Source organism: Thermosynechococcus sp. QKsg1 (assembly GCF_031586415.1).
Classification (GTDB): Bacteria; Cyanobacteriota; Cyanobacteriia; order Thermosynechococcales; family Thermosynechococcaceae; genus Thermosynechococcus.
This window is the reverse complement of the sequence record NZ_CP134200.1, coordinates 459,135-476,544: the sequence shown is the minus strand read 5'-3', so window position 1 is coordinate 476,544 and position 17,410 is coordinate 459,135. Positions and strand designations below refer to the sequence as shown.

6 protein-coding genes are annotated in these 17,410 nt (G+C 53.6%); 1 reads left to right on the top strand and 5 read right to left on the bottom strand.

Annotation, left to right across the window (positions count from 1 at the left end; all coding sequences use genetic code 11):
• Positions 1-2: 2 nt before the first annotated feature.
• From rppA to rsfS, 4 genes are all read right to left on the bottom strand, one after another.
• Positions 3-677 carry a two-component system response regulator RppA gene (gene rppA / locus RHP47_RS02335; protein WP_149817808.1) on the bottom strand — a complete coding sequence of 225 codons (675 nt, stop codon included), beginning with the start codon at positions 675-677 and terminating at the stop codon, positions 3-5.
• Positions 678-707: 30 nt separating this feature from the next.
• Positions 708-3,506: a cation-translocating P-type ATPase gene (locus RHP47_RS02330; RefSeq protein WP_302679772.1), complete on the bottom strand. Its 2,799-nt coding sequence runs from the start codon at positions 3,504-3,506 to the stop codon at positions 708-710.
• Between the two features lie 72 nt (positions 3,507-3,578).
• Positions 3,579-5,456 carry a GTPase gene (locus tag RHP47_RS02325; RefSeq protein WP_310840954.1) on the bottom strand — a complete coding sequence of 626 codons (1,878 nt, stop codon included), beginning with the start codon at positions 5,454-5,456 and terminating at the stop codon, positions 3,579-3,581.
• Between the two features lie 3 nt (positions 5,457-5,459).
• Complete coding sequence (gene rsfS, locus RHP47_RS02320; protein ID WP_181496254.1) at positions 5,460-5,879, bottom strand: ribosome silencing factor; 420 nt, start codon at positions 5,877-5,879, stop codon at positions 5,460-5,462.
• Positions 5,880-5,929: 50 nt separating this feature from the next.
• Here rsfS and RHP47_RS02315 point away from each other — a divergent pair, with 50 nt between their 5' ends.
• Positions 5,930-7,216 (top strand): AMP-binding protein, encoded by a 1,287-nt coding sequence (locus RHP47_RS02315; protein ID WP_310840952.1) that lies wholly within the window; start codon positions 5,930-5,932, stop codon positions 7,214-7,216.
• 43 nt (positions 7,217-7,259) lie between these two features.
• Here the strand turns inward: RHP47_RS02315 and RHP47_RS02310 are convergent, their stop codons facing one another.
• Positions 7,260-17,111, bottom strand: a complete 9,852-nt coding sequence (locus RHP47_RS02310) for a hypothetical protein (RefSeq protein ID WP_310840950.1) — start codon at positions 17,109-17,111, stop codon at positions 7,260-7,262.
• Positions 17,112-17,410: the final 299 nt, after the last annotated feature.

The window sequence follows — 17,410 nt, the reverse complement described above, 5'->3', positions numbered from 1 at the left end:
TTCTAGGAACTGGCTTGTAGGCGGTAGCCCATACCGTAGATGGTCTCTAGCCAATCGGCACACCCCAGCTCCCCTAGGCGCAGGCGCAAGCGGCGAATTTGGGTACTGACGGCGTTACTTTCTGGTTGATTGTCCCACTCCCAAAGGTTCAGTTCCAGTTGTTCGCGACTAATGACTTGCCCCGGATGACGCAGAAAAAACTCCAAAAACTGGTATTCCCTTGTGGAGAGCACGATCGTGCGATCGCCCCGTTGGAGTGTCATTGAGGGCAAATCTAAGACTAAATCTTGCAGATACAATTGATCGCCTAGCCATTGGGGCGATCGCCGGCCAAGGGCACGCACCCGCGCCAACAGTTCCATCACATCCACGGGCTTGATCAAATAATCATCGGCACCCGCATCTAGCCCCATCACTTTGTCAGCAGTGGTATCTTTGGCGGTGAGCAACAGTATGGGTGTGCTCTTCCCCTGTTGACGGTACTGGCTACACAGTTCGAGGCCACTGACTTTCGGTAGCATCCAGTCCAAAATCAGCAAGTCATAGGTTTTTTCCTGCATCAGCCATTGGGCTGTTTCTCCCTCCTGAACCCCATCCACCAGATGCCCCACGTGGGAGAGGGCAGTGCTCAGCGGCTCTAGTTGCTCTGGATCATCTTCTACGAGGAGAATGCGCATCCAACCAAACCCTGAGTCAACCTAGAGACACTACTCTAATAATTTTAGTTCTTGGCCTTTGTTGAATAGCCGCAACACCAGTTTCTCTAGCTCCACCCACACAAAGACAAGGGTGCTAAAGCCAATGCACACGGCTAGCTCAGTCCCCGAGAGCAGATAGGTACCAAAGAACCGTCGCAGAGGGGAGGCGTAGATCAGCAGGAGTTGCAGAATCGTTGTCAGGATGACTGAGCCCCAAACAAAAAGGTTGGAGGTGGGGCTCATTTCAAGCGTCAGCCGTGTACTGGAACGGGCGGCAAGGGCATGACCCATTTGAGCGAGACAGAGGGTGGTAAAAACCATGGTTGTCCAACGTCTTGGATCGAGTCCTCCTTCCAGATGTTCAGCGGTGTAGCTGTAGGCCCATACCATCAGGGAGATGCCGACGATCGCCAAGATCAAACCGACACGAATCATATAGGAACCCAAGCCACGGCTAAAAATACTTTCGTTGGGCTTAACAGGAGGACGCTTCATGACATCGGGATCCCCCGGCTCAACGGCAAGGGCAAGGGCAGGCAGGCCATCAGTCACCAAGTTCATCCAGAGGATTTGCAAGGGCGTTAGAGGCACACCTCCTAGTCCCAGTAGGGGTGAGCAGGCAATCGTGATCACTTCACCAATGTTGGAGCCGAGAATGTATTTAATAAAGCGACGAATATTGCTGTAGATCACTCGCCCTTCCTCGGTAGCCGCCACAATGGTTGCAAAGTTATCATCCAAGAGCACCATATCACTGGCTTCCTTGGTGACATCCGTCCCCGTAATCCCCATGGCTACGCCAATATCCGCTTGTTTGAGAGCCGGGGCATCATTCACACCATCCCCAGTCATGGCCACAATCTCACCGTGACGTTGCAGCGATTTGACAATCCGCAGTTTATGTTCCGGCGAGACCCGGGCATAGACACTGACGGTGGGGGTGGCGGCATCCAATTCCTCGGTACTGAGTTTTTCAATGTCCCGACCCGTGAGGGTACAGTCGCCCCACTCACAGATACCAATTTGACTGGCGATCGCCTGAGCTGTGAGTTGGTGATCTCCCGTAATCATAATCGGGCGAATCCCAGCAGTGCGACAGGTGGCGACGGCCGCCAGTACCTCCGGACGCGGGGGATCAAGAATGCCCACTAACCCCAACCAGATCAAATCCTGCTCACTGGTGTCTACACTCTCCGCTGGTGGCAGCGCTGACCAGTAGCGATGGGCAATGCCCAAGACCCGCAGACCCTGAGCGGCAAAGCGATTGTTTTGCGCCAGAATCTCTTGACGCTCCGCCAGTGTGAGGGGTTGAATGTCTTGCCCCACTTGGCGCCATTGACAGCGTTCCAAGGTCAGCTCGGGTGACCCTTTGGTAATCATCCAGTAGGGTTCCTTGGCGGCAATCGCAGGAACGGACTCACTGCGGTAGAATGTACTCATGCGCTTGCGATCGGCATCAAAGGGAAACTCCACTACCCGCTCAGCCTTTTCCTGCAATGCTTTGAGGTCAATCCCCCCTTTAGCGGCCAAGGGCAGGAGAGAGCCTTCGGTCGGGTCGCCGAGAATCACCCACTCCGCTGCGTGTTGTTTAAGCAGGGCATCATTGCACAGCGCTCCCGCTAGAAGGAGCAGTTGGCGTTCGTATAGGGCTGAGGGGTCATCGGTATTGGCGTCATAAAATTCCCCCCTTGGTTCATAGCCATTGCCGCTCACCTTGGCGCGATAGGAGGAGGTTGCCACCGCCTGCACCACCATTTTGTTTTGGGTGAGGGTACCCGTTTTATCCGAGCAAATGGTTGTAACACTCCCCAGTGTCTCCACGGCCGGCAGCCGCCGAATCAGGGCATGGCGTTTCACCATCCGTTGCGTTCCCAAGGCAAGGGTGACGGTAATCACGGCGGGCAAGCCTTCGGGGACGACGGCCACCGCCATACTGAGGGAGACTTCAATGAGATGCGGCAGCAGTGAGAGATCGTAGAGACCCCCAGCAATCACGACAATGCTCACCAGCACCAAAGCAATGGCGACTAGGCGATTTCCCAGCTCGGTCATCCGTTTTTGCAGAGGTGTGGGTTCCTGCTCCACCCCTTGCAGGGCAGCGGCAATTTTCCCTAGTTCAGTGTCCATGCCGATCGCGGTGACGATGGCGGCTCCTCGCCCTTGGTTGACCTCTGTGCCCGCAAAGACTAGATTGGCGCGATCGCCCAGTTCCGTATCAAGGGGCAAGATTTGCGCAGCATTTTTACTGGCGGCTTCTGCTTCACCGGTGAGTGCTGCCTCGCGGATTTGCAGGTTGACGGCTTCAAGGAGGCGACCATCGGCAGCCACTTTGACCCCCGCTTCCAAAAAGAAAATGTCCCCAACCACCAGTTCAGGGGAATCAATTTCCATGACCTTGCCCTCACGCAGGACACGCACTTTGGGCGCCGCCATACTTTTCAGCGCAGCGAGCGCCTCTTCAGCACGGGCTTCTTGGACATAGCCCAAAATGGCATTGAGAATGACCACCACCAGAATGGCGGTTGCGTCCTTGGGGAAGGGAATGGTGTTTTCTTCGAGGGATTCGAGAATCTCCAATGTGCCAGAGATGAAGGCCACCACGAGCAGCATGATCAGCATGACATTGCGAAACTGATCAATGAAAATCTGCCAGCGCGGGCGGCGACCATTGTCAACGAGTTCATTGCGGCCATATTGGACTTGTCGCCGTTGCACTTCTGCACAACTCAGTCCCTGTTGGCGATCGCTCCCTAGGCGGCTAATGACTTCATCAGCACTCAGAGCATGCCAAACTGATTCACGATCCATGGGGGAGGAGGCATTGGAGGAGGTCATGGCGGGTGAGGAGATGAACGGTTTTTATCCTTTCTTTATCTTCGTCTATTTTGCTGGAACCATACCAAAGCGCTGCCAATAGTCCTCATAGCGCGCCATCAGCGTCAGAGGTGGCTTAGGCCGTGTCCAAAACTCTACGAGGGTGTGTCCCGTTGCCCAAGTGTCTTGATCGAGGGGGCTACGACGTTGTAGCAGCAAGGGAGCCAAGGTTTTCAGATCAAAGGGGCGCGTTGGTACCTCGATGCGATCGCTGGCATTTTGCAACAGCGTGTAGAGTTCATAGGCCAGTTGCAATTTACAAAGAATCACCGGCAGGTGTTCTAGGGGCAGTTGTTCGGCGAGGAGCCATGCAGCGGCGGCAGACCCCGTGAGCATGGTCGAAAGAAACTGGAGCACTGGTCGCTTGAGCAAATCGGTAATGCCCTGACTGGTGGTGATGCGGTGGCAATAGGTGTCAATGAGGCGAGAAGCAGCGTGAAGCCGTGTCTGGCGATCGCTAAGCCAGCGAGCCATGCGGATCTGCTTGGCGGGGGCAATTAAATTCACAAGGGTATCACTGAGGGCATCGAGTCCCCAAGCTATGCGTTCTTCAGTGCCGTTGACAATCGGCAAAATATGGGGCGTATAGGTGCCCAACTGTTCTTGACGATAGGCCACCGCCTCGCGAATACTCACTTCCTTGGGACGGGTACCCCGTTGCCAGTCGTAGGGGGGATGCCATTCCCGCAGGGGGCGTAGCCGATCCACTTGGGTGACCGCCACCACAATCGGCAAGTCCCTCACCTGTTGGCGAATCAGTTGCAGGGCGGTGATGTCCGGGGCAAGGGCAGGATCCAGCGCTGGGGTTAGCAGCAGCACTACATCCATGCGCGGCAGTAATTCCCGCAGGCGAGCTTGAATATCGGCACCGCGAATATCTTCGTAGCCGGGGGTATCCCACAGGGTCAAATCCTCCTGCCAACGGTATTGCTGGATCTCGTTTGTGTTGGGCAAGGGGGAAACACGGGTGGTGGGGGTAGCAAATAAACTATTGATCAGGCTACTTTTGCCTGCGCCGGTGCGACCCACGAGAAAGACGTTCACAGGCTCAGTTTCGGCACGGGCAAGGGGCAGACTCTGCTCTAAAATGTCCTGTAATGTGCCTGTATCTGTGCGCGGGGTGGGGGTGGGCAATTCCAGTGGGGTGAGGCTGCCACTGTAGAGGGCGATCGCCCGCAGTCCCAAGGCCTTGAGCACCTGTTCCCGCAGGGTGAGTCCCAAGTTAGCAATCAGGGCTTGATTGGCCTTTTGCTGCTGCTCTTGGGTAAAGGTTTTGGTAATCGCCACACTGGGATTGAGGAGCCACTGCGCCCAATTCCAAGCCGTAAAGCCCCAACGCGCAACGGGTGCCACTTGCCGCGAGAGTTCATAGGCGCGCACTGCCTGCCCCACAGTTACCCGCGACAAAATTGGGTTGAGGGTTTCCAGCCAGCGATCCACATCATCAATCGTGTCCCGCAGCAGGCGATAGGCTTGGGGCACATAGATTTGCAACAGCGGACGTTGGGCATTAGGGTAATAGACTTTGGCAATCTCACTGACAAGGGTGTGTGCCCGCTGCCAAAAGAGTGGCCAATTTTCCCAAGGGGGCGGGTCTTGACGACTCTGCTCAAGGGTGTGTTGGAGAATCTTCAGGGCGCGTTGATCCGTTTCTGAATCACTGCTTCTTGGCAAATCAAAGGGACGGGGGTCAATCTCTGTCGACTGACCCTTGAGCCAATGGGCAACCCCCCACCGCCACAGCAGCAGAATCAGCACGACTACTGCCCAGACCCAACTCAGTCCCCAAGTATGAATTTGGATCGAGGCGGCGGTGAGGATAAAGCTGGCGATCGCCACCAGTGGCAAGATCAAAAGAATCCACTGCCACCAAGAGGGCTGCATCGGCTAGGTGGTCACTAGTGACTCAAAGGGAATGCGTTGGGCGTGGCCCCAAAAGGCCTCAAGGTTGTAGTATTGACGTTCCTTGGGCAATTGCACATGGACAATCACATCACCGTAGTCCATCAGCACCCATGAACATTCCGCTTGGCCTTCAATATGTTGGGGTTGGCGTTGGCAATGTTCAAGAGCCGCCTCCTCAATCCCTTGATAAATGGCGCGCACTTGGGTTTTTGAGAGTCCCGTAATGATCACAAAGTAATCGGTGAGGTAGGACACACCACTCACATCCAAAAGGCAGATATCCACTCCCTTGCGATCGTCGGCGGCATAGGCGGCGGTCCATGCTAGTTTAAGGCTAGGGTCAGTAATTGCGGCTACCCGTTGCATCTGTTGAATAGTCAGGCTGCTGTCTCCTAAACGCACTCCTTTATCCTTTGATTTTACCTATTGGTTTAGGGAGGGGTAGGGCAAATTTGTTACAAAACCTTACGAGTATTGCCCCCCACTGGCTGTGGTATCCCCACAACGGACAATGGCACACTGCTACCGCCAGACTCCTCGAGCAATTAGCCAACTATCAAGAGCAACTCCAAGAGCAACAACCCACTCTCCTCGTTCTTGCAGAACCCGATCCCCTCTCGTTTCTCAGTGGTTTTCTCGCAGCGCTCTCCACAGGGACGCCCCTATTACTGGCCAATCCCCACTGGCAATTCCAAGAGTGGCAGCAGGTGGCAGCGATTCTGCCTAGAAATTTCCTTGCTTGGGGAACGGTGCCCCCCCTCGACCCCCAAGGCTCTGAAGAACCATTGCCCCAAGGCTGGATTCTGATTCCCACTGGCGGCACTCAAGGGCGGTTGCGCTGGGCAATTCACACGATCGCGACCCTTCAAGCGGCAGTAATGGGGCTGCAAAGCCATTTACAACAAAGGGCGATTTACTGTCTGAGTATTTTGCCCCTATACCATGTCAGTGGCCTGATGCCCGTGGTGCGATCGCTCTGGAGTGGTGGAGAACTCTATCTCGGTACCCATCTACGGGATCTACGGCAAACGGCGCCTCCTGCCAATGGCGATCTGTGGCTGTCTCTGGTACCGCGGCAACTGCAACAGGTGCTTGCAGACCCTCTGCCATGGCTAGCGGATTTAAGGGGCATTTTCGTGGGCGGTGGCCCCACTTGGTCGCAACTATTAGAGGAAGCAGCAACCCAGCGCTTGCCTCTATGTCTCAGTTATGGCATGACAGAAACTGCTGGCATGATCTGTGCCCAACGGCAGGGGGAGTTTTTAGCGGGCGATCGCTCCTGTGGTCAAGTCTTACCCCATGCCCAAATTGCTTTAACCCCTACGGGGGAGATTCAGATTCAGGCCGCCTCCCTTGCCCTTGGCTATTACCCTGGGTTATTCCATGAAGGGATATTCCAAACGGACGATCGCGGCGAATGGCGGGGCGATCGCCTCTACATTTTGGGACGCAGCAGCCGCAAAATCATCAGTGGTGGTGAGAATATCTACCCCGAAGAGGTAGAGGCCTTACTCCTTAATAGTGGCCTTGTCCAAGACATCTACATCTACGGCGCACCCGACCCCCTTTGGGGTGAGCAGGTCATTGCCCTCTATGTGGGAGATGCCTCCCCTGAGGAACTCAGCCGATGGCTCAAACAGCAGTGCAGCGCCTACAAATGCCCTAAGAAATGGATTTCTGTGCCCCAAATTCCCCGCACGCCCCAAGGAAAAGTGCGATTATCCTCGATTGAGACCTAGCCACCACCATAAGCATGACCAAAACGAAAGTCAATACTTATCCCTAACTCAGCAAAGGTTTGAGGAGTGAGACAGGAGTATTGGGGTTCCCCGCTAATGCTACGCGAACATGCGAACTCTCATCCTTCGCAAGGGTTTCGAGGAGTGAGACAGGAGTATTGGGGTTCCCCGCTACTGCTGCGCGAACATTCGAACTCTCATCCTTCGCAAGGGTTTCGAGGAGTGAGACAGGGGTACTCGGGTTCCCCGCTACTGCTCTGCGAACATCCCAATACCTATCCTTCGCAAGGGTTTCGAGGGCAGAAGCAGGAGTATTGGGGTTCCCCGCTACTGCTCTGCGAACATCCCAATACCTATCCTTCGCAAGGGTTTCGAGGGCAGAAGCAGGAGTATTGGGGTTCCCCGCTACTGCTGCGCGAACATCCGTACAAAAGTGGCTAGCTAGCTCTGCTAGTCGGATGGTAGCGGTGTCGTTGCTCTTAGCCTCTTCAATCAACGAAACAATTTCAGGTCTTTCTGCTATTGCTTTACGAACCTCCCAATACCAATCCTCAGCAAGGGTTTCGAGGGCAGAGGCGGGAGTATTGGGGTTCCCCGCTACTGCTCTGCGAACATCCCTATCCTCATCCTTCGCAAGGGTTTCGAGGAGTGAGACAGGGGTACTCGGGTTCCCCGCTACTGCTCTGCGAACATTCGAACTCTCACCCTTCGCAACGGTTTCGAGGAGTGAGACAGGGGTACTCGGGTTCCCCGCTACTGCTGCGCGAACATTCGAACTCTCGTCCTTCGCAAGGGTTTCGAGGGCAAAGACAGGAGTATTGGGGTTCCCCGCTACTGCTCTGCGAACCTCCCAATACCTATCCTTCGCAAGGGTTTCGAGGGCAGAAGCAGGAGTATTGGGGTTCCCCGCTACTGCTCTGCGAACATCCCAATACCTATCCTTCGCAAGGGTTTCGAGGGCAGAGGCGGGAGTATTGGGGTTCCCCGCTACTGCTCTGCGAACATTCCAACTCTCATCCTTCGCAACGGTTTCGAGGAGTGAGACAGGGGTACTCGGGTTCCCCGCTACTGCTGCGCGAACATTCGAACTCTCATCCTTCGCAACGGTTTCGAGGAGTGAGACAGGGGTACTCGGGTTCCCCGCTACTGCTGCGCGAACATTCGAACTCTCGTCCTTCGCAAGGGTTTCGAGGGCAAAGACAGGAGTATTCGGTTTCCCCGCTACTGCTGCGCGAAACCACCAATCCTCATCCTCAGCAAGGGTTTCGAGGGCAGAGGCGGGAGTATTCGGGTTCCCCACTACTGCTGCGCGAACATTCGAACTCTCATCCTTCGCAAGGGTTTCGAGGGCAGAAGCAGGAGTATTGGGGTTCCCCGCTACTGCTGCGCGAACATCGCTATTCTCATCCTCAGCAAGGGTTTCGAGGGCAGAAGCAGGAGTATTGGGGTTCCGCACTACTGCTTGGCGGACATCACTCTCCTTATCCTCAGCAAGGATTTCCAAAACAGAAGCAGGAGTATTGGGGTTCCCCGCTACTGCTACGCGAACATCCGTACAAAAGTGACTAGCTAGCTTTGCTAGTCGGATGGTAGCGGTGTCGTTGCTCTTAGCTTCCTCAATCAGCGAAACAATTTCAGGTCTTTCTGCTACTGCTCTGCGAACATCCGTACAAAAGTGGCTAGCTAGCTCTGCTAGTCGGATGGTAGCGGTGTCGTTGCTCTTAGCCTCTTCAATCAACGAAACAATTTCAGGTCTTTCTGCTATTGCTTTACGAACCTCCCAATACCAATCCTCAGTAAGGGTTTCGAGGGCAGAGGCGGGAGTATTGGGGTTCCCCGCTACTGCTGCGCGAACAGTCCAATACTCATCCTTCGCAAGGGTTTCGAGGGCAGAGGCGGGAGTATTGGGGTTCCGTGCTACTGCTTGGCGGACATCACTCTCCTTATCCTCAGCAAGGGTTTCCAAAACAGAAGCAGGAGTATTGGGCTTCCACGCTACTGATGCGCGAACATCACTCTCCTTATCCTTCGCAAGGGTTTCGAGGGCAGAAGCAGGAGTATTGGGGTTCCGCACTACTGCTTGGCGGACATCACTCTCCTTATCCTCAGCAAGGATTTCCAAAACAGAAGCAGGAGTATTGGGGTTCCGTGCTACTGCTGCGCGAACATCCTGAGCCTCATATTCATCCTTAGCAAGGATTTCGAGGGCATAGGTAGGAGTCTTCGGGTTGCCCGCTACTGCTGCGCGAACATCCTGAGCTTCATCCTCAGCAAGGATTTCGAGAGCATAGGTAGGAGTCTTCGGGTTGCCCGCTACTGCTGCGCGAATATCTGTACAAAAGTGGCTAGCTAGTTCAGCTAGTCGGTCTGTAGAAGTGTTGCCACTGTTAGCTTCCGTGATTAAAGCAGCAATTTCAGGTCTTCTTGCTACTGCTCTGCGGACATCACTTTCCTTATCCTTCGCAAGGGTTTCGAGGAGTGAGACAGGAGTCTTCGGGTTGCCCGCTACTGCTGCGCGGATAACCCATTTGTTCTCCTTCGCAAGGGTTTCCAAAACAGAAGCAGGAGTATTGGGGTTCCCCGCTACTGCCACGCGGACAGTCCAATCGTTCTCCTTCGCAAAGGTTTCCAAAACAGAAGCAGGAGTATTGGGGTTCCCCGCTACTGCTGCGCGAACATCCGTACAAAAGTGGCCAGCTAGTTCGGCTAGTCGGTCTGTAGAAGTGTTGCCACTGTAAGCTTCCGTGATTAAAGCAGTAATTTCAGGTCTTCTTGCTACTGCTCTGCGGACATACTTATTCTTATCCTTCGCAAGGGTTTCGAGGAGTGAGACAGGAGTATTGGGGTTCCGTGCTACTGCTTCGCGGACATACTTATCCTCATCCTCAGCAAGGGTTTCGAGGGCAGAAGCAGGAGTATTGGGGTTCCCCGCTACTACTTCACGAACCTCCCAATACCAATCCTCAGCAAGGGTTTCGAGGAGTGAGACAGGAGTATTGGGGTTCCCCGCTACTGCTGCGCGGACACTACTCTCCTTATCCTTCGCAAGGGTTTCGAGGAGTGAGACAGGGGTACTCGGGTTCCCCGCTACTGCTTCACGAACATCCCTATCCTCATCCTTCGCAAGGGTTTCGAGGGCAGAGGCGGGAGTCTTCGGGTTGCCCGCTACTTCTGCGCGGACATACTTATCCTTCGCAAGGGTTTTGAGGAGTGAGACACGAGTCTTCGGGTTGCCCGCTACTTCTGCGCGGACATACTTATCCTTCGCAAGGGTTTCGAGGGCAGAAGCAGGAGTATTGGGATTCCCCGCTACCGCTTCACGAACACTACTCTCCTTATCCTTCGCAAGGGTTTCGAGGGCAGAAGCAGGAGTATTGGGATTCCACGCTACTGCTGCACGGACATACTCCTCCGTATCCTTCGCAAGGGTTTCGAGGAGTGAGACAGGAGTCTTCGGGTTCCCCGCTACTGCTCTGCGAACATATGTACAAAAGTGGCTAGCTAGCTTTGCTAGTCGGATGGTAGCGGTGTCGTTGCTCTCAGCCTCCTCAATCAACGAAACAATTTCAGGTATTTCTGCTATTGCTATGCGGATTTCTGCTAATTCTATGCGGCCAATCCAATTGTTCTCCTTCACAAGGGTTTTGAGGGAGCGGACAACCCATTTGTTGTTCTTCGCAAGGGTTTTGAGGAGCGAGACAGGGAAATTGGGGTTCCGCGCTACCACTCTGCGAACATATCTATCCTCATCCTCAGCAAGGGTTTCCAAAACAGGAGCAGGAGTATTGGGGTTCCCCGCTACTGCTGCGCGAACATCCGTACAAAAGTGGCTAGCTAGTTCGGCTAGTCGGTCTGTAGAAGTGTTGCCACTGTAAGCTTCCGTGATTAAAGCAGCAATTTCAGGTCTTCTTGCTACTGCTTGGCGGACATACTTATTCTTATCCTTCGCAAGGGTTTCCAAAACAGAAGCAGGAGTATTGGGGTTCCCCGCTACTGCTTCACGAACATCGCTATCCTCATCCTCAGCAAGGGTTTCCAAAACAGAAGCAGGAGTATTGGGGTTCCGTGCTACTGCTGCGCGAACATCCGTACAAAAGTGGCTAGCTAGCTCTGCTAGTCGGATGATAGCGGTGTCGTTGCTCTTAGCCTCCTCAATCAACGAAACAATTTCAGGTCTTTCTGCTATTGCTGCGCGAACAGACCAATACTCATCCTTCGCAAGGGTTTCCAAAACAGAAGCAGGAGTATTGGGGTTCCCCGCTACTGCTTCACGAACATCCCAATCCTTATCCTTCGCAAGGGTTTCGAGGGCAGAGGCGGGAGTCTTCGGGTTGCCCGCTACTGCTCTGCGAACATCCCTATCCTCATCCTTCGCAAGGGTTTCGAGGGCAGAAGCAGGAGTATTGGAGTTCCCCGCTACTGCTTGGCGGACATATCTATCCTCATCCTTCGCAAGGGTTTCGAGGGCAGAAGCAGGAGTATTGGAGTTCCCCGCTACTGCTTGGCGGACATATCTATCCTTATCCTCAGCAAGGGTTTCGAGGAGTGAGACAGGAGTATTGGGGTTCCGTGCTACTGCTGCGCGGACATACCAATGCTTCGCAAGGGTTTCCAAAACAGAAGCAGGAGTATTCGGGTTCCCCGCTACTGCTGCGCGAACATCCGTACAAAAGTGGCTAGCTAGCTCTGCTAGTCGGATGGTAGCGGTGTCGTTCCTCTTAGCCTCTTCAATCAACCAAACAATTTCAGGTCTTTCTGCTACTGCTGCGCGAACAGACCAATACTCATCCTTCGCAAGGGTTTCCAAAACAGAAGCAGGAGTATTGGGCTTCCACGCTACTGCTGCGCGAACATCGCTATCCTCATCCTTCGCAAGGGTTTCGAGGAGTGAGACAGGAGTATTGGGGTTCCCCGCTACTGCTGCGCGAACATCGCTATCCTCATCCTTCGCAAGGGTTTCGAGGAGTGAGACAGGAGTATTGGGGTTCCCCGCTACTGCTTCACGAACATCCGTACAAAAGTGGCTAGCTAGCTCTGCTAGTCGGTCTGTAGAAGTGTTGCCACTGTTAGCTTCCGTGATTAAAGCAGCAATTTCAGGTCTTCTTGCTACTGCTTGGCGGACATACTTATTCTTATCCTTCGCAAGGGTTTCCAAAACAGAAGCAGGAGTATTGGGGTTCCCCGCTACTGCTCTGCGAACTCTATCCTCATCCTCAGCAAGGGTTTCCAAAACAGAAGCAGGAGTATTGGGGTTCCGTGCTACCGCTTCACGAACATTACTCTCCTCATCCTCAGCAAGGGTTTCGAGGGCATCATCCTCAGCAAGGGTTTCGAGGGCAGAGGCGGGAGTATTGGGGTTCCCCGCTACTGCTGCGCGAACATTACTCTCCTCATCCTCAGCAAGGGTTTCGAGGGCAGAGACAGGAGTATTGGGGTTCCGTGCTACTGCTCTGCGAACATCGCTATCCTCATCCTTCGCAAGGGTTTCGAGGGCAGAGGCGGGAGTATTGGGGTTCCCCGCTACTGCTGCGCGAACATTACTCTCCTCATCCTCAGCAAGGGTTTCGAGGGCAGAGACAGGAGTATTGGGGTTCCGTGCTACTGCTCTGCGAACATCGCTATCCTCATCCTTCGCAAGGGTTTCGAGGGCAGAGGCGGGAGTATTGGGGTTCCCCGCTACTGCTTCACGAACATCCGTACAAAAGTGGCTAGCTAGTTCGGCTAGTCGATCCGTAGAAGTGTTGCCACTGTTAGCTTCCGTGATTAAAGCAGCAATTTCAGGTCTTCTTGCTACTGCTTGGCGGACATACTTATTCTTATCCTTCGCAAGGGTTTCCAAAACAGAAGCAGGAGCATTGGGGTTCCCCGCTACTGCTCTGCGAACATATCTATCCTCATCCTCAGCAAGGGTTTCGAGGAGTGAGACAGGAGTATTGGGGTTCCCCGCTACTGCTGCGCGAACACCCGTATAAATAAAAGACATATAAAAGTGGCTAGCTAGCTCTGCTAATCGGGTGGTAGCAGTGTCGTTGCTCTTAGCCTCCTCAATCAACAGTCTTGTTGCTACTGCTATGCAGCCAATCAAATCGTTCTCCTTCGCAACGGTTTCGAGGAGTGAGACAGGGGTACTCGGGTTCCACGCTACTGCTTCACGAACATCCCAATCCTTATCCTTCGCAAGGGTTTCGAGGGCAGAGACAGGAGTATTGGGGTTCCACGCTACTGATGCGCGAACATCGCTATCCTCATCCTCAGCAAGGGTTTCGAGGAGTGAGACAGGAGTATTGGGGTTCCACGCTACTGATGCGCGAACATTCGAACTCTCATCCTTCGCAAGGGTTTCGAGGGCAGAGACAGGAGTATTGGGGTTCCCCGCTACTGCTCTGCGAACCTCCCAATACCAATCCTCAGCAAGGGTTTCGAGGAGTGAGACAGGAGTATTGGGGTTCCCCGCTACTGCTGCGCGAAAATACCAATCCTCATCCTCAGCAAGGGTTTCGAGGAGTGAGACAGGGGTATTCGGGTTCCGTGCTACTGCTGCGCGAACATTACTCTCCTTATCCTTCGCAAGGGTTTCGAGGGCAGAGGCAGGCGTCTTCGGGTTGACCGCTACTGCTTGGCGGACATCCTGAGCTTCATCCTCAGCAAGGATTTCGAGGGCATAGGTAGGCGTCTTCGGGTTGCCCGCTACTGCTGCGCGAACATCCTGAGCTTCATCCTCAGCAAGGATTTCGAGAGCATAGGTAGGCGTCTTCGGGTTCCCCGCTACTGCTGCGCGAATATCTGTACAAAAGTGGCTAGCTAGCTCTGCTAGTCGGATGGTAGCGGTGTCGTTGCTCTCAGCCTCCTCAATCAACGAAACAATTTCAGGTCTTTCTGCTACTGCTCTGCGGACATCGCTATCCTTATCCTTCGCAAGGGTTTCGAGGGCAGAAGCAGGAGTATTGGGGTTCCGCACTACTGCTTGGCGAACATCTGTATAAAAGTGGCTAGCTAGCTCTGCTAGTCGGATGGTAGCGGTGTCGTTGCTCTTGGCCTCCTCAATCAACGAAACAATGTCAGGTCTTTCTGCTATTGCTCTGCGGACATCGCTATCCTCATCCTTCGCAAGGGTTTCCAAAACAGAAGCAGGAGTATTGGGGTTCCCCGCTACTGCTCTGCGGACATCGCTATCCTCATCCTTCGCAAGGGTTTCGAGGAGTGAGACAGGGGTATTGGGGTTCCCCGCTACTGCTGCGCGAAAATACCAATGCTCCGCAAGGGTTTCGAGGAGTGAGACAGGGGTATTGGGGTTCCCCGCTACTGCTGCGCGAACATCCGTACAAAAGTGGCTAGCTAGCTCTGCTAGTCGGATGGTAGCGGTGTCGTTGCTCTTAGCCTCCTCAATCAACGAAACAATTTCAGGTCTTTCTGCTACTGCTCTGCGAACAGCGCTATCCTCATCCTTCGCAAGGATTTCCAAAACAGAAGCAGGAGTATTGGGGTTCCGCGCTACTGCTTCACGAACATCGCTATCCTCATCCTTCGCAAGGGTTTCGAGGAGTGAGACAGGGGTATTTGGGTTCCCCGCTACTGCTGCGCGAACATCCTGAGCCTCATCCTCAGCAAGGATTTCCAAAACAGAAGCAGGAGTATTGGGGTTCCCCGCTACTGCTGCGCGAAAATACCAATGCTCCGCAAGGGTTTCGAGGAGTGAGACAGGGGTATTCGGGTTCCCCGCTACTGCTGCGCGAACATCCTGAGCCTCATCCTCAGCAAGGATTTCCAAAACAGAAGCAGGAGTATTGGGGTTCCGTGCTACTGCTTCACGAACATCCAAATACAAATCCTTCGCAAGGGTTTCGAGGGCATAGGTAGGCGTCTTCGGGTTCCCCGCTACTGCTGCGCGAACATCCTGAGCCTCATATTCATCCTTCGCAAGGATTTCGAGGGCATAGGTAGGCGTCTTCGGGTTCCCCGCTACTGCTGCGCGAACATCCTGAGCTTCATCCTCAGCAAGGATTTCGAGGGCATAGGTAGGCGTCTTCGGGTTCCCCGCTACTGCTTGGCGAACATCCGTATAAAAGTGGCTAGCTAGCTCTGCTAGTCGGATGGTAGCGGTGTCGTTGCTCTTAGCCTCCTCAATCAACGAAACAATGTCAGGTCTTTCTGCTACTGCTCTGCGGACATCGCTATCCTCATCCTTCGCAAGGGTTTCCAAAACAGAAGCAGGAGTATTGGGGTTCCCCGCTACTGCTTCACGAACATCCAAATACAAATCCTTCGCAAGGGTTTCCAAAACAGAAGCAGGAGTATTGGGGTTCCCCGCTACTGCTGCGTGAACATTACTCTCCTCATCCTCAGCAAGGGTTTCGAGGGCAGAGGCGGGAGTATTGGGGTTCTGTGCTACTGCTTCACGAACATCCAAATACAAATCCTTCGCAAGGGTTTCCAAAACAGAAGCAGGAGTATTGGGGTTCCGTGCTACTGCTCTGCGAACATCGCTATCCTCATCCTCAGCAAGGGTTTCCAAAACAGAAGCAGGAGTATTGGGGTTCCGTGCTACTACTTCACGAACCTCCCAATACCAATCCTCAGCAAGGGTTTCGAGGGCAGAGGCGGGAGTATTGGGGTTCTGTGCTACTGCTCTGCGAACATCCAAATCCTTCGCAAGGGTTTCGAGGGCAGAAGCAGGAGTATTGGGATTCCCCGCTACCGCTTCACGAACACTACTCTCCTCATCCTCAGCAAGGGTTTCGAGGAGTGAGACAGGGGTATTCGGGTTCCGTGCTACTGCTCTGCGAACATCGCTATCCTCATCCTCAGCAAGGGTTTCGAGGGCAGAGGCGGGAGTATTGGGGTTCTGTGCTACTGCTTCACGAACATCCAAATACAAATCCTTCGCAAGGGTTTCCAAAACAGAAGCAGGAGTATTGGGGTTCCCCGCTACTGCTTCACGAACATCCAAATACAAATCCTTCGCAAGGGTTTCCAAAACAGAAGCAGGAGTATTGGGGTTCCGTGCTACTGCTCTGCGAACATCCCAATCCTTCGCAAGGGTTTCGAGGAGTGAGACAGGAGTATTGGGGTTCTGTGCTACTGCTTCACGAACATCCAAATACAAATCCTTCGCAAGGGTTTCCAAAACAGAAGCAGGAGTATTGGGGTTCCGTGCTACTGCTCTGCGAACATCGCTATCCTCATCCTCAGCAAGGGTTTCCAAAACAGAAGCAGGAGTATTGGGGTTCCGTGCTACTGCTCTGCGAACATCGCTATCCTCATCCTCAGCAAGGGTTTCCAAAACAGAAGCAGGAGTATTGGGGTTCCCCACTACTGCTTCACGAACATCGCTATCCTCATCCTCAGCAAGGGTTTCCAAAACAGAAGCAGGAGTATTGGGGTTCCCCGCTACTGCTTCACGAACATCGCTATCCTCATCCTCAGCAAGGGTTTCGAGGAGTTCAGGAAGAATCGTTTTTGCCCTAGCCGCCTGCTGTCTTACTTTTGCGCTTTGACGCTGAACTGCAACTGTCAATGCCCAAGTCGGCGGCTCTGTAAGCTTTAATATTCGTATTAAGGTTTCATCACTGATGCTCTGTAGTTCACTGTCTTGGAGCACAAGGAGTTTCATCCCAGGATTGCGAGCTACTGCCACTGGAAATTCCTCAGCTAGTTTATAGAGGGTCGCTGGAGGGGTCTGGGGATTCATCGCCACTTTACGGCGGACATTGGCCGCTGGATGTTGTGCTAAAGTTGTCAGGAGAGCATGGGATGCACTGAGGTTCTTGGCAAGAGCTTCTGCTAACGGTTTATTGCTTTGAGCTTCCGATAGCCAAGCCTCTAGGACTTCAGCAGGGGTATTGCCATTGGCAGCAACCGCAAGGCGCACTTTTTTATCGGGGTCATTGGCCAACATCCGTAAAATGTTTGGTGAAGTAGTAGCAGACTGCGCTACCTGCCGACGTACACAAGGGTCAGGATGCTGAGCTGCAGTAGTCATCGAATTAACATCAAAATCATCAATATCCATTGCGCGCCACAATTTTTATTTGTGATATTGGTACTAGTCTGTTATTGTAATTCTAGCTTTAGTTGTTAACTATGGTTGAGTTGCTTCCTAATCAGTTGAACGTGTTGAGGGGTTATTGCTCGGCAAGAAATCAACCGAAAGCCCCCGATCGTTTCAACGCTAGCTAGCGCAGCGGCAACAAAAAT

Coding starts and splice junctions, on each gene's coding strand:
- rppA (WP_149817808.1), bottom strand. CDS start 677: ATGCGCATTCTCCTCGTAGAAGATGATCCAGAGCAACTAGAGCCGCTG.
- RHP47_RS02330 (WP_302679772.1), bottom strand. CDS start 3,506: ATGGATCGTGAATCAGTTTGGCATGCTCTGAGTGCTGATGAAGTCATT.
- RHP47_RS02325 (WP_310840954.1), bottom strand. CDS start 5,456: ATGCAGCCCTCTTGGTGGCAGTGGATTCTTTTGATCTTGCCACTGGTG.
- RHP47_RS02310 (WP_310840950.1), bottom strand. CDS start 17,111: ATGTTGGCCAATGACCCCGATAAAAAAGTGCGCCTTGCGGTTGCTGCC.